This is a genomic window from Streptomyces sp. NPDC090021 (genome assembly GCF_044748225.1).
Lineage (GTDB): Bacteria > Actinomycetota > Actinomycetes > Streptomycetales > Streptomycetaceae > Streptomyces.
In genome coordinates this window covers 26,620-49,470 of sequence record NZ_JBIVFO010000023.1, presented here as the reverse complement: position 1 = coordinate 49,470, position 22,851 = coordinate 26,620, and the positions used below count along the sequence as shown (strand labels likewise).

Sequence of the window (22,851 nt, the reverse complement as noted above, 5' to 3'; positions counted from 1 at the left end):
GCCGGCCGCCCGGGGCGCGCAGACACACCGAACGCCCCGCGGACTCACCCCGACCGGCCGCCGTCGCCTGCCGTCGTCCGCATCCGGCCGCCGGGCGCTCGCATCCGCCCGGTGACGCCCGCATCCGCCGATGAGGGGCGGCTCGTACGGTGTGCCGCACGGCGTGTCCACCGGCGTCCGGCCGGGGCGGCCGGGTCGGGCTGCCTACCGTGACGGCATGAGCAGACATCCAACAATGCCGTTGGCCGGGTACGGGATCCGGCGCGGCCAACCCGCCTGTCCGGAGCCCAGCGCCCTCACCGACATCCCCTTCTACGAAGGGCTGGGTTTCCGCGTCACCGGTGAGATCCGGCTGCCGGGCGGCGGACCGACCGTGTGGCCGATGTGGCGCGGCTGACGTGTGCCGGCCGCCCTCGACGAACGGGTGCGCGCGCCCTCACGCCGCCCGCCGGCCGCCCTGCCCCGCGCGGCGGCGGGCGGCCCGGCGCAGTTCGACGCCGCCGTCCCGCCAGCCGGTGGGGGCGCTCCAGTGGTGATGGGCGTGCAAGCGGCAGGACAAAACGATCAGCCGACGCCGCAGCATCGTGGTGCCGCCCTCGGCAGGTGCCTGGGCGAGCGCGGCATACGTACGCAGCCACGCCTCCTGGAGGTCGACGAGGTCATCGGGAAAGCGGCACGGTGGTCTCACCCCTCCATTCCAACACATGTTCGAATTCTTGTGCGACTGCGGAGTGCGAGGAGGCCGTGATCCGCTGTGGTACCCAGGTACTGGGCGGCGAGGCGGAATGCTGACGCGAGGCACCCCGAAGCAGAGGAGAGCCCGGTGGGCAAGGTGGCCATGTACGGCTCGGTGTCGGTGGACGGCTTCGTCGCTGACGAGAACGACCGGCCCGGACCACTGTTCGACTGGTTGTCCAACGGTGACGTCCCGTTGGACGAGAGCGGCGTGCTGAAGGTGTCGCAGGCGTCCTACGATCACACCCGGCCGTACTGGGACCGGATCGGTGCCACGATCGTCGGCCGCCACGTCTTCGACCTGACGGACGGCTGGGACGGGAAGCCGCCGGGCGGGATCGACCACGTGGTCGTCGTGACGCACCGGCCGCGGCCCGAGGGCTGGGATCCCGAGGCGCCGTTCCACTTCGTCAACGGCGTCGAGGCAGCCATGACCAAGGCGCAGGAGCTTGCGGGGGACCGCCTGGTCGAGGTCGCCGCGGGCGACGTCGGCGGCCAGGTGCTTGCCGCGGGTCTGGTCGACGAGGTGCGCATGGACGTCGTGCCCGTCGTGTTCGGCTCCGGCAAGCGCTACTTCGGTTCGGTCCACGCGCAGCACCTGCTGGAGGGCCCCGACGTGCTGATTCGGGGCAACCGGGTGCTTCACCTGTGTTATCGGGTACGTCGTTGACTGATCGGAGCGGGCACGCGAGGAAGTCCACCGCGAACGGCGAGGCAAGATCGGGCCTCCGGGAGATGTCGTCCCAGTCAAGGCCGTCGTCGGCCACCCACCGCGCGGCCCATCGGTCGGACTCGTCCCGGGTCAGGCGACCCTCGACCAGCGCGACGAAGCGCTCTTCGATCTCGTCAAGCGTCGGCTGTCCCGTACTTCGCGGGTCGTTGATTCATATGGTGTGACCGGTCCGGGAGTGTCCCGGGCCGGTCGTACGACGTTGGTCCGAAGATGTCGATGGCTTCCCGGTCCCCGCGGCCACAGTGAGCGTCGGCGCCTTGATGTGGTCACACCGGGCCTGCTCAACGACGACCGCCCGGCTCGGGCGCTCGACGCGATCGCGCCGAGGCCGGCGGTCATCACGGGGGGGGCGGACAGAGCGGGAATGCGCCGGATCGGCAACGTCGCCAGCGGCGGTCCCGCCACCGTGTCGATCGCCCCCAGCCCCGACCGCACGGCGTTGCCCGCCAGGTGATCGCGCTGCGGCAGCACTCCTGCGATCGTGCCGCCGCAGCGCGCCGAAGGCGTGCAGCGCCGGGACGGTGCCCCGTGCCCGTCCGTAACGCCGTGCCCCATGCCGGGAGTCGGGCGGGTCTGCGGTGGCGGAGGAGGCAGCCGGGCGGTACGGCGCCCAGCGCCCGGGCAGGGTGTAGGCGGCTGCCGTGAACGCCGCCCAGGCGCCGCGGTCGGCGGCCGGCGCCGGCTCGATCTCCGGCCGGCCCACCGCCACCACGGCCATGCCATCCCCAGCGCGGAGACGGCGAAGCCCGGCAGGACCTGCCGGCCCCCGCAGGGGCAGGCCAGGCGGCCTTCGTCCGGTGGCGGACACGTCACGCCGGGCGCGAACGGGCCGGGCAGAACAGCGCGGGCGCGGGCGTGGCTAGAGGTCGATGGTGAACGCCACCCGGTCGAGTCCGGGGCCGTCCGTCACGCTGCTCCGTGGCGGATCAATGGTGGGCCGCCGTGGCCTCGTACCCGTCGAGTCCTGCCGTGACGAGAGCGGGGACGAGGGCGTGCAGGTACCAGGCGAGATCGGTGAACTCCGGTGCTTCCGGGACACGGCGGCGGTCCATGGTCGGAGTGAAGGACACGTGCGTGCGGCCGGGGGAGAACATGAGCATGCCGCCCGTCCCCGCCTGCGGGTGGTGGACGTCGAGGGCCACCGTGTGGGGCAGGTTCCCCGGCGCGTCCAGCAGAGCCAGAGCCTCGCGCAAACCCTCGGGTGTGGTCGCGTACCACTCGAACATGTCGTCCGCGTCGTTGATCAGGTACGAGACGTGCCCGGGTGTCTCCTCGGCCGACCAACCGGCTCCGGTCAGGGCGTCCAGCACGGCATGCACGGTGGTCGGGCACCTGAACGAGAAGTCGGTGTCGGCACTTCTGGATCCCATCGGACCTCCGGGTGCGGTGGCGAGCGCGAGGCTCCCGCATCCTCGCCGGTGCGCCGCAGGGCCGTCGAACGCCTTTCCGCCGCGCCTTCTATCTCCAATCGGTGTTGTTTCTAGAATGGCCGAATGAAGGACATCGACGTGATCGCGGTGCTGCAGGATCCGGTGCGCCGTCGGCTGTACGAGTACGTGGCGGCTCAGGGTCGTGAGGTCGGCCGCAACGAGGCTGCCGAGGCGGCCGGAGTGGCGCGGACGCTCGCCGCGCACCACCTGGACCGGCTGGCCGAGGCGGGGCTGCTGGAGAGCGGCAGTCGGCGCCTGACCGGCCGCTCGGGGCCGGGGGCGGGCCGTCCGGCCAAGGTGTACACGCGGGCCAGGGCCGAGCGGTCGGTCTCGCTGCCCGCCCGCGACTACCGCACCGCCGCCGAACTGCTCGCCGAGGCCGCGGAGGAAGCCGGTCTGGATGCCGGGCTCTGCGCTGCCGCGCGCCGCCGGGGCGAGTCCCTGCGCGGCGCGGCGGCGCCCTGCGGCGACCTCGCGGAGGCCATGGAACTTCTGGCCGCCCGCGGCTACGAGCCGCACCTCGAAGCCGGTGGGGAGGGCGAGGGCGGTCAGGGCGGCCGCGGGGGCGTCGTGCGGATGCGCAACTGCCCGTTCCATGCCGTCGCCGAGCGCTTCCCGCCGCTCGTCTGCGGTATGAACCTCGCTCTGCTGGAAGGTCTGATCGGTACCGACGGCCCGGTCCGCGCCCGCATGGACGCCCGGCCGGGGGAGTGCTGCGTGGTGGTGGAGGCTTCTAAAAGCAATACTCATTGACATAGAAATGGAGGGCGTGCTGGGATGAGGCCATGACCGAACCCATGCAGACCGCCCACCTTGCCCAGCTGAACGTCGCCACGCTCCGCCACCCCATCGACGACCCGCGCACGGCGCCGTTCGTCGAGGCGCTCGACCCGGTCAACGCCGCCGCCGACGGAGCGCCCGGCTTCGTGTGGCGCCTCGTGGGGGAGGGGGAGAGCGATGCCACCGGCTTGCGTCCGGCGGGCGAGGACGTCATCGTCAACCTGTCCGTGTGGGAGAGCCAGGAGGCGCTGTGGAACTTCGCCTACCGCAGCGGGCACCTGGAGGTGATGCGTCGGCGGCGCGAGTGGTTCGAGCGGCACGTCGAGGCGCACATGGTGCTGTGGTGGGTCCCCGCCGGCCATCTGCCGACCGTCGGTGAGGCGCTGGAGCGGCTGACGGAGCTGCGGGAGCACGGTCCCGGCCCCCGCGCCTTCACCTTCGCCTCCTCGTACACCGCCACCGAGGCCGCCCAGCACGTTCCGCCCGCGCAGGCCGTACAGGCCGTTCAAGCCGCGCAGCCCGAGCAGGCCGTGCAAGCCGCGCATGGCGCGCAGCCCGAGCAGGCCGCGGCAGCGGTCTGAATCAGGGCGCCCCGCCCTCCCGGGTCGCCCCGCGGTACGCGCGAAAGCACGATGGGAAGGTGATGACCGTCCTGGTGGTCGGCGTGCCCGACGGCGAGCAGCTGGAGCTGCTGCGCTCGGGCATCCAGCGCAACCCGCACTTCCAAGTCGTGTCGCACGCCCACGACCCCGCTGTCGGCCTCGCCCACGCCCGGGTCCTGCTCCCCGACATCACCGTCCTGGCCCTGCCCGCCGGGCTCGACAGCATCGACTCCGACCCGGGGGTCCTGCGGGTGTTCCGAGGGGTGCGGGATCTGGACCCGCCCAGCGGGGTGGTGCTGCGGACCGCCGCCACCCGGGTGCCCCGCGCGGTGTCGGGCCTCCTGGTGGAGGGCGCAGTCCACATCGTGCGCGAGGGGGACCACGAGGCGCTGATGCGGGCCCTTCGTACGATCGGGCTGCGCCGGGCCAGTTGTGACCCCGACGAGATGCCCTGACCCGGCCGCGCGCCGCCCCGACCGGGGGCCGCTGCCGCTGCTTTCCACGGCCCGGCAGCCGTGCCGGCCCCGCACAGCCGTTCCGGCCCGGTGCCGTGGCCCGGGCCCGGACAGGGGGCGCCGGTCCGGGCCCGGGCACCAGCCCTCCGCTCCTGCGACGTCGCGGAGGGCGGTGCGTCAGGCGGAGGCCAGGGCCTCCAGGGCGGGGACCGTCTCGGCCGGGGTCGGCAGGGCGGCGTTCTCCGCGCGGAGGCGGTCGGCGCCCTCGCGCAGGGCCGGGTCGCCCATGAGCCGGGTGAGGAGTGCGGCATCGACCTCGTCGGACGCGGAACGCAGGGCGGCGCCGGTCGCGGTGAGGGCGTCGGCGTTGATGAAGTGGTCGGCGCCCTGCGGGAGCAGGAGCTGGGGGAGGCCGGCCTGGAGGGCGGTGAGCAGGGTGCCGGAGCCGCCGTGGTGGACCAGCGCGTCCGAGGCGGTCAGCAGCTCGGCGAGCGGGACCCAGGGCAGCGCGCGCACGTTGTCCGGGAGGGTGCCCAGCGGTGCGAGGTCGGCGTCGCCCACGGCGAGCAGGAACTCGGCGTCCACCGACGCGGCCGCCTCGATCAGACGGACGATGGCGTTGACGCCGTCCAGTTCGGTGAGCACTGTGCCCAGGGTGACGGCCACGCGGGGGCGCGTGCCGCGGCGGAGCAGTTCGAGGGGAACGAAGCCGCCCCCGTTGTAGGGGAGGTAGCGCATCCGCAGGCCGCCCGGGTCGCCGCCGAGGGAGGCGGGGACGATGTTCAGCGCGGTGGGCTCGGCAGGGCCGTCCACGCCGTACGTCTCGTACGCCTCGGTGAAGTTGGCGGCGAGCCGGCCGACCATGTCGTGGCCGGAGGCGACGCCGAAGTTCTGGATCACCGACGGGATCTTGAGCTTGGCCGCGACCAGCGGGGCCGACGCCTGGAAGGAGTCGTAGACCAGCAGGTCGGCGCCCCAGCTGTCGGCGACCGCCAGCAGGCCGTCCACGGTGGACCGGGACAGGAGCGCGAAACCGTGGGCCGCCCTGTCGAGGATCTGGTCGGAGGTCAGGTCGGTCGTGACGTAACGCACCTCCTCGCCCGTGGCCTGCTCGAACACCTCCCGGATGGTGCGGCCGTCGCCTATCTCGACGATCGGGAAACCTGCCTGACGCAGCGGGTGCAACGGCTGCGAGCCCGCGAACAGCACTTCGTGTCCGGCGGCGCGTAAGGCCTGCGCGGTCGGGATCATCGGAAAGAGGTGTCCGGCCGAGGCCGGGCCGGTGAAGAGAATGCGCACGGTGTCTCCTTGCCCATGGATCTGCCCGGTCGGGGACGAGTCGTGCGGGCCCGCCCCGGTTCCATCCGATGAACTGACGGGAAGGCAGCCGGTGTTCCCCGTCGACGATCGATATTCGGACGTTCCGAGAGCCTGGTGCCGAACGCCGCCGCCGTCGCTGTTGCCGTCGGGCGCACGGCCTTGGTGGGAGAGGGAGGACGAGGGAACCGCCATGGTCCGCCGTCCGGCCCGGACGGCGAACAGCCCCGCGTACGCCGTCTCCTTCGGCCCGAGCGTGGCAACGGCACGGCTCCCGGAGCCCCGTGGGGCGACCGGGCCGGGCTGGGCCGGGCCGCGCTCGCGGACAGTACGCATGAGCCCCCGCATGCCGCACATGGCTCGAACGCTGCGGTCGGTGCTGCCGGTCTGCCACTACCCGCACGCCTCGCTCGCCGTGGTCGAGGAGCGGGACACGCCCTGCCGCACGAGCGGCCGCAGCCCCTGTGCGCACTCCTCGCCGACCGGCTCGAACACTTCGAGCGCGTCGAGCGCGTCGAGCGCGTCGAGCGCGTCGGACGCTTCGGACGTGTCGAGCGCTCGCTCTGGGGCGCCGCCGCAGGGCACTTTCCGGCCGTTCCTGCCGACCGGCGTCCGCCGGGTGACAGCGCGCCGGCGTTCGGGGCATGCGCGGCAGTGGCTGCGACGCGCAGACCGTGCGACACACCAGCGAACAGGGAAGGAACGGCCATGCTGATAACGGTCACCCGCTCGGGAGGCTTCGCCGGCGGCCTGGAGAAGCTCAGCGCACTCGACACGTCCGGGCGCCCGGACGCGGCGGATCTGGAGGAGCTCGCCCAGCGGGCCGTCGCTCCCGCACCCGACGGCTACCGCTACCGGATCACCGTCGACGACGAGGTGCTCGACCTTCAGGACCCCTGCCTGTCCGACGCCCAGCGGACCTTGATCCGTACCGTCCTCGGCGTGGGCGCCTGACCGGACCACGAGGGCCGGGCACGCCGGGCACTGCGCACCCGGACGGGTCGCCCGCCGTGCCGGCGGGCGACCTCCGCCCTACGCTCGGGACATGCCACGCCGCCCGATGCGCATGTCCGAAGCGGCCAAGGCCGCGCTGGCCACCGCCCTGAAGAAGCTGCGGACCGACCTGCAGGCCCCCTCGGGCTTCCCCGAGCCCGTGCTCGCGGCGGCCGAAGCCGTCGCCCGTGCGCCCCGGCTCCCCGACAAGGACGCCACCGACCTGCCGCTCTTCACGATCGACCCGCCCGGCTCGAAGGACCTCGACCAGGCCATGTACCTGGAGCGACGGCCCGGCGGAGGGTTCCGCGTGTACTACGCCATCGCCGACGTGGCCGCCTTCGTCAACGCGGGCGACGCACTCGACGCCGAGGCACGCAAACGGATCGTCACCCTCTACTTCCCCGACGGCAAGGTGCCGCTGCACCCGCCCGTCCTCTCCGAGGGCGCGGCCAGCCTGCTGCCGAACCAGAAGGCCCCGGCCCTGCTGTGGCAGCACGACCTCGACGCCCACGGCGAGGTGGTCACGTCGTCGGTGAGCCGCGCCCTGGTGCGCAGCACGGCCAGACTCGACTACGCGGCCGTCCAGCAGGCCATCGACGCCGGCACCGCCGCGGAGTCCGTCGCCCTGCTGCGCGACATCGGCACCCTGCGCGAGGCCGTCGAGGCCGAGCGGGGCGGCATTTCGCTCAGCCTGCCGGACCAGGAGGTCACTGTCGAGGACGGATCGTTCCGGCTGAGCTACCGGGCGGCACTGCCCGTGGACGGGTGGAACGAGCAGATCTCCCTGATGACCGGTATGGCCGCGGCCAGGATGATGCTGGACGGCGGCGGCCCCGGCATCCTGAGGACCCAGGAGCAGGCCCCGACCCACGAGGTCACGCGACTGCGCCACATCGCCCAGGGCCTCGGTATCGACTGGCCGCACCACGTCTCGTACGCCGAGCTGATCCGTTCCCTCGACCCCCGCCGGCACCGGCACGCGGCCTTCCTCCACGAGGCGGCCGGTGCCCTGTTGCTGAAATCGGTCTACAAGTCCTTCCGGGACCACCAGCACGTCCCCGCGCAGACCGTGCACGCGGCGATCGCGGCACCGTACACCCACTGCACGGCGCCGCTGCGGCGGCTGGTCGACCGGTACGCCGGTGAACTGTGCGTGGCCGCGAGCGCGGACCGGGAGCCGCCCGAGTGGGCGCTCGCCGCCCTCGCCGACCTGCCGAGCAGGATGGAGAAGGCGAAGGGGAACGCGGCGGACCGGCAGTCCGTGGACCTGGTGGAGGCGGCGCTGCTCATGGACCGGGTGGGCAGCACCTTCGACGCGGTGGTGATCGACACGGACGCGGAACTGGCGCACCCGAACCCCCGGGAGGGCCAGGTGCAGCTCGCGGAGCCCGCCGTGCTGGGCAGGGTCGCCTCGGCCACCGTGGACCTCGAACTCGGCGCGAGCGTCCGGGTCCGGCTCGAACGGGCCGACCCCGCCTTCCCCGACAGGAACAAGCGGGTGCTCTTCACCCTGGCGCAGGACCAGGACCAGGACCAGGACCAGGACCAGGACCAGGACCAGGACCAGGACCAGGACCAGGACCAGGACCAGGACCAGGACCAGCGCCAGGGCTGACCGGCCGCCCGCGAACCCGTCCGCCGGACCCGCTGGTGGCGGGGGAGCGGTACGGCGCCCGGGGACGCTCGTCGTCGGCCGAGCGCGGGGCTGCCGCAGCGTTCGGGCATGAGCCGCCCGCGCCCCAGCGGAACCCCGGCCCGTACCGGCCTCCGTAGCCCCCGCACCCGCAGGTGCGCGCCGAGACGCGGCAGCCGATCGGCTGACACGGGCGCCGGTCACTGCTGCCGGTCACCGGCACCGGCGTGGGCGCCGGCGTGGGCACCGACACCGACACCGACATCGGCACCGGACATCGTCAACGGCGCCAAGCGATCGCAGGGTTGTGTCCGCAAGGTGACTTTCTGGATTCCCGGCCGGTCGGGCAGCGAGGACGCGGCGCCCGGTACGGCCTGCCGACGGTCGGCGCCGATCCCGGTGTGCCGAGGAAGGAACGTCCCGTGAACCGCCCCCGTCGTCCCGTTGCCCTGGCCGTCCGGCGGCCGGACCATCGTCAGCACCTACTGCTCGGCTCCAACCCCGACACCTGGACGCTGAAGCGCACTTCCTGAGCCCCGCCGAAGGCCGTGGCCGACCCGTTCCGCGGGCCGGCCACGGCCGTTCCATGCCCTCCTGCAGGGCCGGTGGGTCACCGTCCCTTGCTAAGCGGACCGACGGTCCGTAAGCTCTCGATCATGCGGACCGACGGTCCGCTTGTGTTTCCCCTGGGCCGCCACGGCGCCGCCCCAAGGCACCACCCCAAGGCGCCGCCCTCACGCCGAGCAGAACGGAAGCCCCCTCATGACGACCCCCATGGAGCCGGTGGAGCTGTACCGCCACGGCCTGCGACTGCTGCTGGAGAAGGACATCCCCGCCTGGATCGACCTCTGGGCCACCCACGGTGTCCTCGAATTCCCCTTCGCGCCCGACGGCTGGCCGGCCCGCCTTGAGGGCAAGGCCGCGGTCGGCGCCTATATGCGCGACTACCCCGACCACGTCGACCTGCACGACTTCCCGGACGTGAAGATCCACCGGACCACCGTCCCCGAAACGATCGTGGTCGAAATGCGGGGCGTGGGCCGCCTGGTGAAGACCGACACGCCCTACGACATGACCTACATCGCCGTGGTCACGGTCGAGGACGGGCTCATCACCTCCTACCGCGACTACTGGAACCCCCTCGCCGCGTCCCTGACCGGCGCCGACCTCACCGGAGCGAACCGATGACAACCACCCACGCCACGCTGGTCGTCGGCGCCACCGGCACCACCGGCCGCCGCGTCACCGCCGGACTGCTCGCCGCAGGCCGCCGCGTCAAAGCCGCCGGCCGGAACGCCATCCCGCAGGCGGGTGCCGACGCCGTCCGCTTCGACTGGGACGACCCGGCGACCTGGGCCGACGCCCTGGACGGCGTCGACCGCGCCTACCTCGTTCCGCCCACCGGCTCTCCCGACCCGGCCGCCGTCATGCTGCCCTTCCTCCACCGGGCCCGGGCCGCCGGCGTACGCCGCGTCGTCCTGCTCAGCTCCTCGGCGATCCCCTCCGGCGGCCCGGCCGTGGGCCGGGTGCACGAGCAACTGCCCGCCCTGTTCCAGGAGTGGGCGGTGCTGCGGCCGTCCTGGTTCATGCAGAACTTCACCGGTGCCGCCCCCCACGCGCGCACCATCCGCGACGACGGCACCATCCTCACGGCCTCGGGGGACGGCCGTGTCGGATTCGTCGACGCCGAGGACATCGCCGCCGTCGCCGTACACGCCCTGACCGCCGGGCGGGCCCCGAACACCGACCTGATCCTCACCGGGCCGCAGGCGCTGAGCTATGCCGACGTCGCCGCGATCATCACGGAGGTCACCGGTCGCACCGTCGTGCACCGGCAGCTGACCTTCGAGCAACTGCGCGACCGCTGGGCGGCCGAGATCCCCCTCGACTTCGCCACCATGCTCGCCACCATGGACCGCGCCATCGCCGCAGGCGCGGAGGACCGTACCTCCGACACCGTCGAGCGCCTCACCGGGCGCCCCCCGGGCACCCTGCGCGCCTTCGTCGAATGGGAGGTGCGGCCGGCCGCGGGCCGCGCGCCGAAACCGGCCGAATATCATTCCCAGGGGCCGGAGCGGCGGCCGTAGACGAAGGAGGACCCGTGGCCCCACGAGCGGAGCGTACGGAGCGCGCGGACGCCCAGCGCAACCGAGAAGCCGTCCTGGCGGCCGCGGATGCCCTCTTCGCCGCCAGCGGCAGCCCTCACAGCGTGTCGATGGACGACATCGCCGCAGCCGCCGGAGTGGGCAAGGGAACCCTCTTCCGCCGCTTCGGCGACCGGGCCGGCCTGATCGCCGCCGTGATCACCTCCCGCCTCGAACCCCTGCAGCGCGCGGTGCGGGAGGTGCAGGAGAAGACCGGCTCCGCACCGCGGCAGCAGGTGCTGGAGCTCCTCGACACCGCCCTGACCTTCAAGATCGAGAACCGGAACCTGATGTCCGCCGCGGAGGACGCCGGGATCAGCAGCCCGTACCGGGCCGGGCACTACGGATGGTGGCACGAGACCCTGCGTGCCGCGCTCGACCGGGTACCCGGCGTCCACGACCCGGACTTCACCGCCCACGCCCTGCTGGCCGCGATCCGCGCCGACCTGGTGACGCACCTGATCGACGAACGCCGGATGTCCCCCGACGGCCTGCGCCGCGCACTCGCCGCCCATGTCGCCGACGTCCTCGGCGGCAACCCACCGGAGCCCGGCGGGTCGTAGGGGCACGACCGGCCGCGCTCGTGCCCCGGTGGGCGCCCGCCGTCAGCCGCTACCGGACCCGGCCACCGGCATGACGTGGCCGAGCAGGCCCTCCCGCACGTACGGCCCCGCCGCGACCGGCCGGGGCGAACTCGACGCGTCCCTCGCCGCGTATGCGCGGGGCCAGCGGCGCAGGCTGCGCGGCCACCAGTACCTTGCCGCCGGCTTCGCCACCGCGCGACCGAGCGCTTCGTCGCCGAACTCGCCCGCCGCGCCGACCGGATACGCCTCGGCCGCGGCACCGACCCCGGCGTCGAGTGCGGCCCGCTGGTGTCCGCCGCCCAGCGCGAACGCACCGAGGGGGTACGTGGCCTCCGCCCTCGCCGAGGGAGCCGTGCTCCGCTCCGGCGGCGTACGCCCCGACGGCCCGGCTACTTCTACCGGCCGACCGCGCTCGACCGCTGCCACCGCGGGATGCGCGTCGTACGGGAGGAGGTCTTCGGGCCCGTCCTGACCGTCGAGACCTTCCGCAGCGAGGCCGAGGCCGTCACCCTCGCCAACGACACCGAGTACGGCCTCGTCGGCGCCGTCTGGACATCCGACCCCGGCCGCGCCCGCCGCGTCGCGGGCCGACTGCGCCACGGCACCGTCCGGATCAACGACTTCCACCCCCACCTCCCGCAAGCGGAGTGGGGCGGCTTCGGCAAGTCCGGCACCGGACGCGAACTGGGCCCCTCGGGCCTGGCCGAGTACCGCGAGACCAAGCACGTGTACCAGAACCTCGCCCCGCGCCCCGTGCGCTGGTTCGCGGGCTGAAGGAGGAGCACAGCATGACCACCCCCGCGCACCACCCCATGCCCGGAACAAGGGCCAGCTGCTGGACGGCTCCCCGTCCTACGTCACCAACGACAAGGCTCTGGTGAAGAACCTGGACCTGGACTTCGAGGTGGTTTTCGCGGGCTCCGAGGCCGCGCAGATCACCCAGATCAAACAGTTCGCCAAGGCGCGCAAGCCCTTCCTGACGTACTGGCACGAGCCGCAGTGGCTCTTCGAACGGGTCCCGATGACCGAGGTGAAGCTGCCCGAGTACACGGAAGGCTGCGCCGAAGACCCCGAGCAGGTGGCCTGCGCGTACCCGCACACGCCGCTGCAGCAGTACCTCAACACGCGCTTCGCGGAGTCGGGCGGCAGGGCGGCCGCCTTCCTGAAGAAGTTCCACTGGACGAAGGCCCAGCAGAACGAGGTCTCCCTGATGATCGCGGAGGAGAAGCTGTCGCCGCAGCAGGCGGCGAAGAAGTGGGTGGAGCGCAACGAGAACGTCTGGAAGCCCTGGCTGACCTGACCTGACCTGACCTGACCTGACCGCCCTGGCCGACCTGACAGCTCCGGTGCCCTCCCTCCCCGGGAGGGAGGGCCCACCCACTCCGGCCGGCCGGCCCATGGCAGGCCGGCCCCCTGAATGCTGAGGGGGAGTCATGGCGGAAGCCGAAGTCGGCGGGTGGATCCGGGAGCGCAACCTGCGGCCCTTCCTGGAACTGCTGTCGCACTACGTGGGATACGCATTCGATGCCACGGACTGGGCGACGGTGGCACGTGCGGTCGAGGAGACCGACGACGAGCGGGCCGACGGCTGGTACGCGTACCCCCTGGTGGGTGAAGCGCAGCAGGCGGAGGTCCGACGCGCCCGCTCTGCCGGGGGCGACGAGGTCTCCGTGACCGTGCACGGAGAGCTGTCGCGCGAGCTGCGTGTCCGGGCCGACACGCTCCTGTCCGCCCACTCCATGACCTGAGCCCCCGCAGGGTCGAAAGCGACCCGCCTGCGGGAGCGGTGCGCTGCGCCAACCCGGCAACGTCTCGTGGATCCGGGCCGGGGACACGCGTGGACGGGGCGGGGCGACGTACGGTCGAGCGACCGGCCTGGCCTCGCCGTCGGCAGCGGACGCCTCCGGCGGGGGCAGGCCCTCCCCGACGCCGTGACCGGAACAGGAGCAGCCGTTGCTTCTCTACGCCCAGACGCCCGCGCGGCGGAGCCGCCAGATCCTCGCGGACCTGATCGCGGTGCTCCTGATCGCCGCCGCGGTGTGGTTCGCCCTGGCCGTCCACGACGCGATCATGCTGCTGGCCGAGCCGGGCCGGAAGGTGGAGAGCTCCGGAGACAGCCTGGCCGCCGCCCTGGAAGACGCCGGAGAGACGGCCTCGCGGGTGCCGCTCGTCGGCGACCTCCTGAAGACGCCGTTCCGGTCCGCGGCCGACGCCGGCAGCGGCCTCGCCGACGCCGGCCAGTCGCTGCAGGACACCGTCGGGCAGGTGGCGTTCCTGGCCGCTCTCGGCCTGATCGTCGTCCCCGTGGCCCTCGTGCTCCTGCTCTGGCTTCCCCTCAGGCTGCGCTGGATCCGTCGCAGCGCCGCCATCCGGCGTCTCCTCGACGCTCCCGGCGGCACCGACCTGCTCGCCCTGCGCGCCCTCACCGGGCCGCCGGGCGACCTCGCCACGATCCCCGCCCCGCCCGGAGGCCTCGCCGACGCCTGGCGCCGCGGCGACCGGCAGGCCATCTCCGCCCTGTCCGGGATCACACTCCGGCGGGCGGGCCTGCGTTCCTGACGGCCGCCGCGGCCTGGTGCGGCCTGGTGCGGCGCACGGCCGCCGGTGCCGTCCGCAGGGTGGGAAGCAGCGTCGTCGGCCGTCTGGAAGGATCACGGGCTACGGTGCCCTTGATCGCCGTTCCCCCGGCCCGCCCGGGCTGCGCCGCCGGGGGAGCGGGGTCCGGCCGTCGCGCGTTGCACGGTCGAAGGGTGCGATGCGTCGCACCCACCGCACCACCGAGTGACGAGGAGGATCTGATGAGCGTGGCCGACGGGGGGCGGCAGTGGCCGGACGAGGTCAGCGTCGAGAACGCGAGGGCGACGCTGCTGCAGCTCCTGGCCCGGGCGGGGGTCCCGTCCGATGACGCACGGCAACTGATCGGGCTCCTGGAGGCGGGCGCGCTGGCTCTCGCGCACGAGGAGCTGAGCAGCGGCCGGAGCACCGCGGGGGAGAAGGACGAGCCGTACGCGTCGGGCCGGCTGGACGGGGCCCGGGAGGTCCTGGAAGAACTCGGGGCCGTCGCCGAGCGGACCCTGGTACGGGCCGTCGGAGCGGCAGGGGAGCAGGGGCCGGCGGGGGAGCGCCCCCGGGCCAGACGCATGGAGGTGGAGCGGGCTCGGGTGGCGGTCACACCGCTGTACCTGTCGTTCACCGAGGTCTCGGAGCTGGACCCGGAGGTGACGGACGAGGTCCTCGCCGCCGTCCTCGGCACGATGAGCCCCCGGCAGCGGGCGGGATACGCCGGCCGGCTGACGGAGTTCGCCGCGGACCACCAGGCCCGGCTGGAGCGGATGTTCGCCTGCTACGGACCGGGGAGCGCCATCACGATGCACGGCCGCTATTCGCTCCTCCACTCCGCCACGAGCATCGCCGTGCTGGAGCGGCTCGCCGCCGCACCGCGGGAGCTGCGCGAGGAATGGGACGCCGTGGAACTGCCGCCCGCGTGGCTGGACGGGCTGACGACCGCCTGGAACACCCCTGCCTGACTGCCTTCGTCGCAGCGAACGCGGTCGTCACCAGCCGCCCGGGCCGTCCTGCCGGGCGGCTTCTCGTTTGCACGGGCATCGGGATACGGGCATCGGGAATACCTCGGCCGCACCTCCCGTTCCCGGGTATAGTTGAATCGTAAACAACCTTGGGAAGGGGAGCCATGCAGTTCGGGATCTTCACGGTCGGTGACGTCACGGCCGATCCGACGACCGGACGCGTGCCCGGCGAGCACGAACGCATCAAGGCGATGCTTGCCATCGCGCAGAAGGCCGAGGAGGTCGGCCTCGACGTCTTCGCCACCGGTGAGCACCACAACCCGCCGTTCGTCCCCTCCTCGCCGACCACGATGCTCGGCTACGTCGCCGCACGCACCGAGAACCTGATCCTGTCCACGTCGACGACGCTGATCACCACGAACGACCCGGTGAAGATCGCCGAGGACTTCGCGATGCTCCAGCACGTCGCGGACGGCCGCGTCGACCTGATGATGGGCCGCGGCAACACCGGACCGGTCTACCCCTGGTTCGGCAAGGACATCCGCGACGGCATCGACCTCGCCATCGAGAACTACGCGCTGCTGCGCCGCCTCTGGGACGAGGACGTCGTCACCTGGAAGGGCAAGTTCCGCACACCGCTGCAGTCCTTCACCTCCACCCCCCGCCCCCTCGACGGCGTGGCGCCCTTCGTGTGGCACGGCTCGATCCGCTCGCCCGAGATCGCCGAACAGGCGGCGTACTACGGCGACGGCTTCTTCCACAACAACATCTTCTGGCCTGCCTCCCACACCGAGCAGATGGTGAACCTCTACCGGCAGCGCTACGCCCACTACGGACACGGGACCCCCGAGCAGGCCATCGTCGGCCTCGGCGGCCAGGTGTTCATGCGCAAGAACTCGCAGGACGCGGTGCGCGAGTTCCGTCCGTACTTCGACAACGCGCCGGTGTACGGCCACGGCCCGTCCCTGGAGGAGTTCACCTCCCAGACACCGCTGACCGTCGGCTCCCCGCAGGAGGTCATCGAGCGGACCCTCTCCTTCCGGGACTACGTCGGCGACTACCAGCGCCAGCTGTTCCTGATGGACCACGCGGGCCTGCCCCTGAAGACCGTCCTGGAGCAGCTCGACCTGCTGGGCGAGGAAGTCGTGCCGGTGTTGCGCAAGGAGTTCGCGAACATGCGCCGGGCCGGCGTGCCCGACGCCCCGACGCACTCCGCCCGGGTCGCGGCCGCCGCCCGGGGCTCCGAGGACGCGAAGGACGCGCAGGAGGCGAAGGGCGTGAACACGAGGGAGGAGACGCAGGCATGAACATCGTCGTCGTATCGGCCGGGCTGAGCTCACCCTCCTCCACCCGACTGCTCGCCGACCGGCTCGCGGCCGCGACCCTGCAGCACGCGGACGCGGAGACCGAAGTGATCGAACTGCGGGAGCTGGCGACGGAGATCGCCCAGCACTTCGTCACCGGCTTCCCGCCCGCCAGGCTCGCCGCCGCGCTCGACGCGGTGGCCGCCGCGGACGGCCTGATCGCCGTGACACCGGTGTTCGCGGCCTCCTACAGCGGTCTGTTCAAGTCCTTCTTCGATCTCATCGACAAGGACGCCCTCACCGGCAAACCGGTGCTCCTCGGCGCGACCGGCGGCACGGCCCGGCACTCCCTGGTCACCGAACACGCCCTGCGCCCGCTCTTCGCGTACCTGCGCGCGCTCGTCCTGCCGACCGCCGTGTACGCGGCCTCGGAGGACTGGGGCGAGGAGGGGCTGGCGCAGCGAATCGCGCGTGCGGGCGCCGAGCTGGCACGGTTCACCGCCCCCGCCGCAGTCCCCGGCGCGGGCAGCGCCCCCGACGTCGACACCGCCGCCGCGATCGCGCCGCGTTCGCCGACCGGGGCGATCACGTCGGTGGATCCGGCGCACGGCTTTGTGACCGTGCCGTTCGAACAGCGGCTGGCCGCGCTGCGGGTCCCCTGACCGCCGCAGCTCGTCACGCCGACCGCCCACCTGCCGCCGCCCGCCGAACCGGGTGGCGGGTGGCGGGTGGCGGGCGGCGTGGAGCGGCGCGAGGCAGACGCGGCAGACGGGGCAGACCGGGAAGACGCGGCAGGTGCGGCAGAACCGGCAGAGGCGGCAGGCGCCGCGAAATCCGGTGGGGCCGAGGCCGCCCCGTCAGACACAATGCCCAGCGATGATCTCGACCGCAGACGAACTGCTCGCCGCCCTCGCACCCCTGCCGCACGCCGCCCGGCGCGCCGGGGGCCCGCGCAGCGGGCGTACGCCCCGGCGCGCCGGACGCGGTGCGCCGGCGTGGCGGGCGGACGGCGCGGCACCATGGCAGACGTCCCGCGCAACCGATACATCCCGTACACCCCGTACCTCTTGTGCATCCCGCGTATCCCGCGCATCCCATACATCCGCTACGTCCGTTGTCCGCTCCCGCGGAGGAGGCGCCGTGCACGTCCCACCGGAAGCCTTCACAGGGCTGCTCGCCGAAGCGCACGCCGCCCTGCCCGGCCTCGTGGCCCTGCGCCGCAGCATCCACCGCCTCCCCGAGACCGGCACGCACCTGCCCCGTACCCAGCAGGCCGTCCTGGAGGCACTGGACGGGCTCGGGCTGGATCCGGCCACCGGATCGAACCAGAGTTCCGTCACCGCACGACTCGAAGGAGCCCGGCCCGGCCCGACGGTCCTGCTGCGCGCCGACATGGACGCCCTGCCGATGGACGAGGAGAGCGGTCTCGACTTCGCCTCCACGGTGCCGGGTGCCATGCACGCCTGCGGACACGACACCCACACCGCCATGCTCGTCGGAGCGGCCCGGCTGCTCACGGCCCGCCGCGCCCTGCTGGCGGGCCGCGTCGTCTTCATGTTCCAGCCCGCGGAGGAATCCGGCGGCGGCGCCCGCCGCATGATCGACGAGGGAGTGCTGGAGACCGCCGACGGCGGCGTCGCGGCGGCCTTCGCCCTGCACGTCACCACCCGGTTCGAGAGCGGCACCCTCCATCTGCGGCCCGGTCCCACCTTCGCCGCATCCGACGGGCTGCTCGTGACCGTACGCGGCCGCGGCGGACACGCCTCGACACCGCACCGGGCCCTCGACCCCGTCCCCGTCGCCTGCGAGATCGTCCAGGCCCTGCAGTCCATGGTCACGCGAAACGTCGACGTGTTCGATCCGGCCGTGGTCACCGTGGCCTCGATCCACGCGGGCACGACGAGCAACGTCATCCCCGAGACCGCCGAGATCCGCGGCACCTTCCGCACCCTCACCCCCGCCACCCGGCATCTGGTGCGCGACGGCATCACCCGCGTCGCCCAGCACGTCGCCGCCGCCCACGGGGCGCGGGCCGAGGTCACCCTCACCGAGGGCTACCCACCCGTCGTCAACGACCCCGCCCGTACGGCGGCCCTCCACGACGCGGCCGCCGCGCTCCTCGGCCCCGGCCGGGTCCACCACCTGGCCGAGCCGTTCATGGGCGCCGAGGACTTCTCGTACGTCCTGCAGCGGGTGCCGGGCGCGATGGCGTTCCTCGGGGCGTGTCCGCCAGGCGTCCCCCCGGCGCAGGCCCCCGACTGTCACTCCAACCGCGTGGTCTTCGAGGAGGACGCCATGGCTGTCGGCGCCGCCGTCCACGCGGCCGCCGCCCTGCGGGCCGGGCTCCTCCCCGACGCCGGACCGGGCGCGGGCCCACGCAGCTGACCGACCGCCCGACCGCCCGACCACCTGACCGCCCCACCGCCCCACCGGCCCACCGGCCCACCGTGCCGGGCCGCGGCAGGGCCTGGCGCGGGTCAGTCCGGCCGCTGCTGCGGTACGACGGCCGGATGGAATGTTCGGCATCCCGGGATGCGACTGCGCACCCTGGCGGGCGGGCGCCGAAGGGGATTTCGGCCCCGCGCCCGCCGTGCGTACGCCGTGCCCGTCACCCGTCCACCACCTGCCCGCGAGCGGGTCACGACCGGCGACTCCACGGGTGACGTACCAAGAACGGAGCAACGTCCGGCCGGGACCGCTCCGCGGATCCGGGCCCCGTGGACCCGTCCCGGGGCATCGGGCCGGTGCCCGATCGGCCTGCGGCCGCACTGCGCAGGCCCCGGCGCCGGGATATCAAGGAGCGTGACGGCGAGCGTGGCCCAGGCGGCCACCACCCCACGGCGGAGGAGTACGTCTCGTGGAGTTCGAGGTCAATGGCGCCCGGCGGACGGTCGACGTGGACGGCGACCCCGCTGCCGTGGACGTGGTCCGCGACCGGCTGGGCCTGACCGGCACGAAGCTGGTCTGCGCCGGCGGCGTGTGCGGGGCCTGCACCATCCAGGTCGACGGAGAACCCCGGGTCTCCTGTCTGACCCCGGCGGCCCGGCTGGCCGGGCGGCGGGTGACGACGGTGGAGGGCCTGTCCGGCCATCCCGTGGCACGGGCCTTCGCCGCCGAGGACGCCCTCCAGTGCGGCTACTGCACCCCGGGATTCGTGGTCGAGGCGGCCGCCTTCGTCGAGCGCTGGCGCGCCCTGCACGGTACCGCCCGGCCGGAGCGCGAGCAGATCGCGGAGGCCCTGGCCGGTCACCTGTGCCGCTGCGGCGCCTACGAGGGGATCTTCCGGGCGGTGGCCGCCGCCTGCGCAGGCGACCACGACACGGCACCGACCGGCACGGCACCGACCGGCACGGCACCACCCGGCACGGCACCACCCGGCACAGCACCGACCGGCACGGCACCACCCGGCACGGCACCACCCGACACAGCACCGACCGGCACGGCACCACCCGGCACAGTGGCGTCCGGCACGGCGCCGACCCGGTCGAGGGAAGCGGCGGTACCGCGCGTCGAAGCACCGGAGAAGACCGACGGATCCGCCCGCTACACCACGGACCTGCACCCCGAGGGGCTGCTGGAGGGCGTGATCATCCGCTCGCCGCACGCGCACGCCCACGTACGCTCCCTGGAGGCCGGCGACCTGCCGCTGGTGCCCCTCCTGCCGCCCGACGGCGTGGTCCGCTACGTCGGGCAGCCCGTCGCCGCCGTCGCCGGGACGGACCGGGCCGCCGCACGGGCGGCCGCAGCGCGCGTCACCGTGGACTACGAGGTGCTGCCCGCGGCCCTGGACGCACGCCTGGCCCGCACCGGCGAAGGCCCGCCGGTCTACGAGGACAAGGCGTCCCGTAAGCGGGCCCCCGGATCCGGCGAGACCCCCCAGCTGGTCCCCGCCCGATGGCGCGGCAACCTACGGGGCCCGTCCGCCATGAGCAAACGCCCCGCCCTGGCCGTACGACGCATTCAGGAGGCCCGTACCCAGTACCCCGAAAGGGTCGTCGAAGGGGTGTTCACCACCGCCGCGCAGACCCACACCCCGCTCGAACCGCACGCCTGCCTCGCCCATTGGGCCGACGGCACCCTCCACCTCCAGGTGTCCACGCAGTCCGTGAGACACGTCGCCGAACTCGCCGCCGAACGCTTCGGCCTGCCCCCCGAACAGGTGGTGGCACGGGCCGTCCACGTGGGCGGCGGCTTCGGCTGCAAGATGGGACTGACCACCGACGTCGTCGCGGCGGCGGAGCTGGCCCGGCTGCACGGCGCCCCGGTCCGGGTCGTGCTCGACCGGGACGAGGAACTCACCGACGGCGGATACCGGCCCGGCAGCCGGATCCGGCTCGCGATGGCCGTCGACGCGGCCGGCGACCTGAGCGCGCTGGCCATGGACGCGGACAGCGACGGCGGGGTCTCGGTGGGCGGCACCGTGGCGGCCCTCGCCCGGTTCATGTACGGCAAGGCCCCCCGCCGGCTCCGCGACTTCGACACGGTCACCCACCGCCCCCCGGGCGCCCCCTTCCGCGGCCCCGGCGGCCCCACCATGTGCTGGGCCCTGGAACAGGCCGTCGACGAGATGGCCCACCGGCTCGGCCAGGACCCGATCGCCCTGCGCCGCCGCTGGGACGGCAACCCCAAGCGGCACGCCCTCTACGACCGGGCCGCCGCACTGCCGCTCTGGTCGGGCCGCCGCGGCGGCACCGGACGCTTCCGCCGCGGCGTCGGCGTCGCGGCGGCCAACTGGCTCTACTTCCTCGACCCCGTCACCGAGGTCGAACTCGCCGTCGAGGACGGGATCGTGGTCGCCCGCTGCGCCGTACAGGACATGGGCACCGGCTCACGGACCGTGCTGCGCCGCGCCGTGGCCGGCGCACTCGGCCTGCACGAGGCGCGGGTGCGCGCCGAGATCGGCCACAGCGACACCGTCCACGGCCCCACCTCCGGCGGCAGCCGCACCACCCCTTCCCTCGTACCCGCCGCCGCGGACGCCGCCGCCCGGCTGCGCGAAGCACTCGGCGGATCCGACGTCGCCGCCCGGCTCGACGCCGCACACGGCGTACGGGTGACCGGGCGACGCCCCCGCGACCACCGGGGCTTCGTCCTCCCCTTCACCATGGGCGGCGTGGCGATCGGCCGCGGCTTCACCGGCTCGGTGCAGGTCGCCGAGGTCGAGGTGGACACGCGGCTCGGCCGGATCCGCCCGCTGCGCGTCTGGAGCGGCATCGCCGCGGGCCGCATCCACGAGGACCGGCTCGCCCGCAGCCAGTGCGAGGGCGCCGTCGTCCAGGGCATCGGCTACGCCCTGTACGAGGAGCGGCGCACCGACCCGGTCACCGGCCGGGTGCTGACCGACAACCTGGAGGACTACCGCATCCCCGGGATCGGCGACACCCCCGAGATCACCGTCCACTTCCACCAGGAGGGCTTCGGCCACGTCCCCGGCGGCGGCGTCGGCCTCGGCGAGATCGCCACCCTGCCCACCGCGGCGTGCCTGGCCAACGCGGTCCACGACGCGACCGGCTGGCGCCCGTACGACATGCCCATCCGCCCCGACCGGCTCCTGGAAGGACTGGGTACGTGAGCACCGATCAGCCCGACCTCACCGACCTCACCGGCCTCTCGGCCGCCGTACGGGCCCGCGGCGGGGAACTGCGCGCGGGCGGCACCGACACCGGCGCCCGGCAGCGCAGCGGCGTCTCCACCGGGCCGTTCACCGACCTCGACGGCATGGCGGACCTGCGCGGCACCGAGCCGCTGCCCGACGGAGGGCTGCGCATCGGAGCCCTGACCACCCTCGCCGAGCTCGCCGCCGATCCCCGGGTACGCGCAGGCTGGCCGGCCCTCGCCCTGTCGGCCGGGACCGCGGCCACCCCGCAGATCCGCGCCGCCGGGACCCTGGGCGGCAACCTGCTGCAGCGCAACCGCTGTTGGTACTACCGCAACCCGCACGTCAGCTGCCTCCAGAAGGGCGGCGCGGGCTGCCCCGCGCGCGAGGGCGACCACCATTTCGGCGTGGTCAGCGGAGGCGGTCCCTGCATCACCCCGCATCCGTCCACCCTGGCGACGGCCCTGCTCACCTACGACGCCGAGGCCGAGATCCACGACGAAGCGCCGCGCAGCATCGCCGACTTGTACGGCGACGGCGACCTCCTCCATCACGCCGACCACCTGCTGCCGCCGCACCGCGTCCTCACCGCGGTACGGCTGCCCGCCCCGCTGCCCGGCGAACGCGCCGCCTACCACCGCGCCACCAGCCGGGCCCACGCCGAGTGGCCCCTGGTCGAGGCCACCGCCCGGCTCGCGCTCGACGACGGCACCGTCACACACGCCGCCGTCGCGGCCGGCGGGGTGGCCCGCGTCCCGCTGCGACTGCCCGAGGTGGAAACCGTGCTGATCGGCCGCGAGGCCACCCCCGGGACCCTCGCCGCGGCGGCCGCGACGGTACTGACCCGCTGTCGGCCCCTGCCGCAGACCGGCTACAAGGCCACGCTGTTCCGCGACACCGTCCTGGAGGCACTGGAACGGGCACTGGGCGGGGCGGCGCGCTGAATTTTTGGCATCACAGGCCAACTATTCGCCCGGCCGCCGTCAGGAGGACTACAAAGGTCGAGACCGAACCG

General features: G+C 73.6%; 24 protein-coding genes and 1 pseudogene. 21 read left to right on the top strand and 4 right to left on the bottom strand.

The genetic code is table 11. The annotated features are described in order from the left end of the window. Positions 1-217 precede the first annotated feature (217 nt). A complete protein-coding gene (locus ACIPXC_RS19810) occupies positions 218-397 on the top strand; it encodes a hypothetical protein (RefSeq protein WP_401619665.1) in 180 nt (59 codons plus the stop codon). Between the two features lie 39 nt (positions 398-436). Here ACIPXC_RS19810 and ACIPXC_RS19805 read toward each other — a convergent pair whose 3' ends face one another. Further along, positions 437-688 (bottom strand): hypothetical protein, encoded by a 252-nt coding sequence (locus ACIPXC_RS19805; RefSeq protein ID WP_401619662.1) that lies wholly within the window; start codon positions 686-688, stop codon positions 437-439. Positions 689-823: 135 nt separating this feature from the next. On the opposite strand from ACIPXC_RS19805, the gene ACIPXC_RS19800 reads away from it, so the two are divergent. Beyond that, positions 824-1,405, top strand: a complete 582-nt coding sequence (locus ACIPXC_RS19800; RefSeq protein ID WP_401619659.1) for a dihydrofolate reductase family protein — start codon at positions 824-826, stop codon at positions 1,403-1,405. 989 nt (positions 1,406-2,394) lie between these two features. Here the strand turns inward: ACIPXC_RS19800 and ACIPXC_RS19795 are convergent. Next, entirely contained in the window at positions 2,395-2,838 is a 444-nt protein-coding gene (locus ACIPXC_RS19795; RefSeq protein WP_401619657.1) for a hypothetical protein, read from the bottom strand. A 123-nt stretch (positions 2,839-2,961) separates the two neighbouring features. On the opposite strand from ACIPXC_RS19795, the gene ACIPXC_RS19790 reads away from it, so the two are divergent. Genes ACIPXC_RS19790 through ACIPXC_RS19780 form a run of 3 tightly spaced genes read left to right on the top strand, consistent with a single transcriptional unit; the run spans position 2,962 to position 4,735 of the window. Then, positions 2,962-3,651, top strand: coding sequence for a helix-turn-helix transcriptional regulator (locus ACIPXC_RS19790; protein WP_401619654.1), 690 nt, complete (start codon positions 2,962-2,964; stop codon positions 3,649-3,651). A 32-nt stretch (positions 3,652-3,683) separates the two neighbouring features. Beyond that, a complete protein-coding gene (locus ACIPXC_RS19785) occupies positions 3,684-4,259 on the top strand; it encodes a DUF3291 domain-containing protein (protein ID WP_401619651.1) in 576 nt (191 codons plus the stop codon). A 59-nt stretch (positions 4,260-4,318) separates the two neighbouring features. After that, positions 4,319-4,735 (top strand): hypothetical protein, encoded by a 417-nt coding sequence (locus tag ACIPXC_RS19780; protein ID WP_401619648.1) that lies wholly within the window; start codon positions 4,319-4,321, stop codon positions 4,733-4,735. A 177-nt stretch (positions 4,736-4,912) separates the two neighbouring features. On the opposite strand, the gene ACIPXC_RS19775 is transcribed toward ACIPXC_RS19780, so the two are convergent. Continuing rightward, positions 4,913-6,034, bottom strand: a complete 1,122-nt coding sequence (locus ACIPXC_RS19775) for a nucleotide disphospho-sugar-binding domain-containing protein (RefSeq protein ID WP_401619645.1) — start codon at positions 6,032-6,034, stop codon at positions 4,913-4,915. Between the two features lie 411 nt (positions 6,035-6,445). Further along, positions 6,446-6,637 carry a hypothetical protein gene (locus ACIPXC_RS19770; protein ID WP_401619642.1) on the bottom strand — a complete coding sequence of 64 codons (192 nt, stop codon included), beginning with the start codon at positions 6,635-6,637 and terminating at the stop codon, positions 6,446-6,448. A 123-nt stretch (positions 6,638-6,760) separates the two neighbouring features. On the opposite strand from ACIPXC_RS19770, the gene ACIPXC_RS19765 reads away from it, so the two are divergent. The 16 genes and pseudogenes from ACIPXC_RS19765 to ACIPXC_RS19690 all read left to right on the top strand — a co-directional run bounded on the left by ACIPXC_RS19765 (position 6,761) and on the right by ACIPXC_RS19690 (position 22,780). Next, a complete protein-coding gene (locus tag ACIPXC_RS19765) occupies positions 6,761-7,006 on the top strand; it encodes a protealysin inhibitor emfourin (protein ID WP_030959959.1) in 246 nt (81 codons plus the stop codon). A 91-nt stretch (positions 7,007-7,097) separates the two neighbouring features. Further along, positions 7,098-8,663 carry an RNB domain-containing ribonuclease gene (locus ACIPXC_RS19760; protein ID WP_401619639.1) on the top strand — a complete coding sequence of 522 codons (1,566 nt, stop codon included), beginning with the start codon at positions 7,098-7,100 and terminating at the stop codon, positions 8,661-8,663. Positions 8,664-8,920: 257 nt separating this feature from the next. Further along, complete coding sequence (locus ACIPXC_RS19755) at positions 8,921-9,214, top strand: hypothetical protein (protein ID WP_401619636.1); 294 nt, start codon at positions 8,921-8,923, stop codon at positions 9,212-9,214. 229 nt (positions 9,215-9,443) lie between these two features. Continuing rightward, on the top strand, positions 9,444-9,869 hold the full coding sequence (locus ACIPXC_RS19750) for a nuclear transport factor 2 family protein (RefSeq protein WP_401619634.1): 426 nt from the start codon (positions 9,444-9,446) through the stop codon (positions 9,867-9,869). Next, positions 9,866-10,768 (top strand): NmrA family NAD(P)-binding protein, encoded by a 903-nt coding sequence (locus ACIPXC_RS19745; protein ID WP_401619631.1) that lies wholly within the window; start codon positions 9,866-9,868, stop codon positions 10,766-10,768. Before ACIPXC_RS19750 ends, ACIPXC_RS19745 begins: the two co-directional genes overlap by 4 nt. A 14-nt stretch (positions 10,769-10,782) precedes the next feature. Continuing rightward, on the top strand, positions 10,783-11,388 hold the full coding sequence (locus ACIPXC_RS19740; protein ID WP_401619627.1) for a TetR/AcrR family transcriptional regulator: 606 nt from the start codon (positions 10,783-10,785) through the stop codon (positions 11,386-11,388). A 75-nt stretch (positions 11,389-11,463) separates the two neighbouring features. Beyond that, a complete protein-coding gene (locus ACIPXC_RS19735) occupies positions 11,464-12,183 on the top strand; it encodes an aldehyde dehydrogenase family protein (RefSeq protein ID WP_401619624.1) in 720 nt (239 codons plus the stop codon). A 49-nt stretch (positions 12,184-12,232) separates the two neighbouring features. Next, positions 12,233-12,709: pseudogene (locus tag ACIPXC_RS19730) on the top strand (glycine betaine ABC transporter substrate-binding protein); the annotation flags it as partial. Positions 12,710-12,842: 133 nt separating this feature from the next. Further along, positions 12,843-13,157 (top strand): hypothetical protein, encoded by a 315-nt coding sequence (locus tag ACIPXC_RS19725; RefSeq protein ID WP_401619622.1) that lies wholly within the window; start codon positions 12,843-12,845, stop codon positions 13,155-13,157. Positions 13,158-13,362: 205 nt separating this feature from the next. After that, positions 13,363-13,968: a hypothetical protein gene (locus ACIPXC_RS19720; protein WP_401619620.1), complete on the top strand. Its 606-nt coding sequence runs from the start codon at positions 13,363-13,365 to the stop codon at positions 13,966-13,968. 239 nt (positions 13,969-14,207) lie between these two features. Then, positions 14,208-14,936, top strand: coding sequence for a hypothetical protein (locus ACIPXC_RS19715; protein WP_401619617.1), 729 nt, complete (start codon positions 14,208-14,210; stop codon positions 14,934-14,936). 164 nt (positions 14,937-15,100) lie between these two features. Next, on the top strand, positions 15,101-16,243 hold the full coding sequence (locus ACIPXC_RS19710; protein WP_401619615.1) for an LLM class flavin-dependent oxidoreductase: 1,143 nt from the start codon (positions 15,101-15,103) through the stop codon (positions 16,241-16,243). After that, complete coding sequence (locus ACIPXC_RS19705; protein WP_401619612.1) at positions 16,240-16,902, top strand: CE1759 family FMN reductase; 663 nt, start codon at positions 16,240-16,242, stop codon at positions 16,900-16,902. Before ACIPXC_RS19710 ends, ACIPXC_RS19705 begins: the two co-directional genes overlap by 4 nt. A gap of 478 nt (positions 16,903-17,380) precedes the next feature. After that, positions 17,381-18,625: a M20 family metallopeptidase gene (locus ACIPXC_RS19700; protein ID WP_401619609.1), complete on the top strand. Its 1,245-nt coding sequence runs from the start codon at positions 17,381-17,383 to the stop codon at positions 18,623-18,625. Positions 18,626-19,097: 472 nt separating this feature from the next. Then, positions 19,098-21,812, top strand: coding sequence for a molybdopterin cofactor-binding domain-containing protein (locus ACIPXC_RS19695; protein WP_401619606.1), 2,715 nt, complete (start codon positions 19,098-19,100; stop codon positions 21,810-21,812). Beyond that, complete coding sequence (locus ACIPXC_RS19690; RefSeq protein ID WP_401619603.1) at positions 21,809-22,780, top strand: FAD binding domain-containing protein; 972 nt, start codon at positions 21,809-21,811, stop codon at positions 22,778-22,780. Before ACIPXC_RS19695 ends, ACIPXC_RS19690 begins: the two co-directional genes overlap by 4 nt. The last annotated feature ends 71 nt before the right edge of the window (positions 22,781-22,851 follow it).

Bases quoted from the DNA above. Each gene is read 5' to 3' on its own strand.
- ACIPXC_RS19810 (WP_401619665.1), top strand. From the start codon at position 218: ATGAGCAGACATCCAACAATGCCGTTGGCCGGGTACGGGATCCGGCGC.
- ACIPXC_RS19795 (WP_401619657.1), bottom strand. From the start codon at position 2,838: ATGGGATCCAGAAGTGCCGACACCGACTTCTCGTTCAGGTGCCCGACC.
- ACIPXC_RS19790 (WP_401619654.1), top strand. From the start codon at position 2,962: ATGAAGGACATCGACGTGATCGCGGTGCTGCAGGATCCGGTGCGCCGT.
- ACIPXC_RS19785 (WP_401619651.1), top strand. From the start codon at position 3,684: ATGACCGAACCCATGCAGACCGCCCACCTTGCCCAGCTGAACGTCGCC.
- ACIPXC_RS19765 (WP_030959959.1), top strand. From the start codon at position 6,761: ATGCTGATAACGGTCACCCGCTCGGGAGGCTTCGCCGGCGGCCTGGAG.
- ACIPXC_RS19760 (WP_401619639.1), top strand. From the start codon at position 7,098: ATGCCACGCCGCCCGATGCGCATGTCCGAAGCGGCCAAGGCCGCGCTG.
- ACIPXC_RS19750 (WP_401619634.1), top strand. From the start codon at position 9,444: ATGACGACCCCCATGGAGCCGGTGGAGCTGTACCGCCACGGCCTGCGA.
- ACIPXC_RS19745 (WP_401619631.1), top strand. From the start codon at position 9,866: ATGACAACCACCCACGCCACGCTGGTCGTCGGCGCCACCGGCACCACC.
- ACIPXC_RS19725 (WP_401619622.1), top strand. From the start codon at position 12,843: ATGGCGGAAGCCGAAGTCGGCGGGTGGATCCGGGAGCGCAACCTGCGG.
- ACIPXC_RS19715 (WP_401619617.1), top strand. From the start codon at position 14,208: ATGAGCGTGGCCGACGGGGGGCGGCAGTGGCCGGACGAGGTCAGCGTC.
- ACIPXC_RS19710 (WP_401619615.1), top strand. From the start codon at position 15,101: ATGCAGTTCGGGATCTTCACGGTCGGTGACGTCACGGCCGATCCGACG.
- ACIPXC_RS19705 (WP_401619612.1), top strand. From the start codon at position 16,240: ATGAACATCGTCGTCGTATCGGCCGGGCTGAGCTCACCCTCCTCCACC.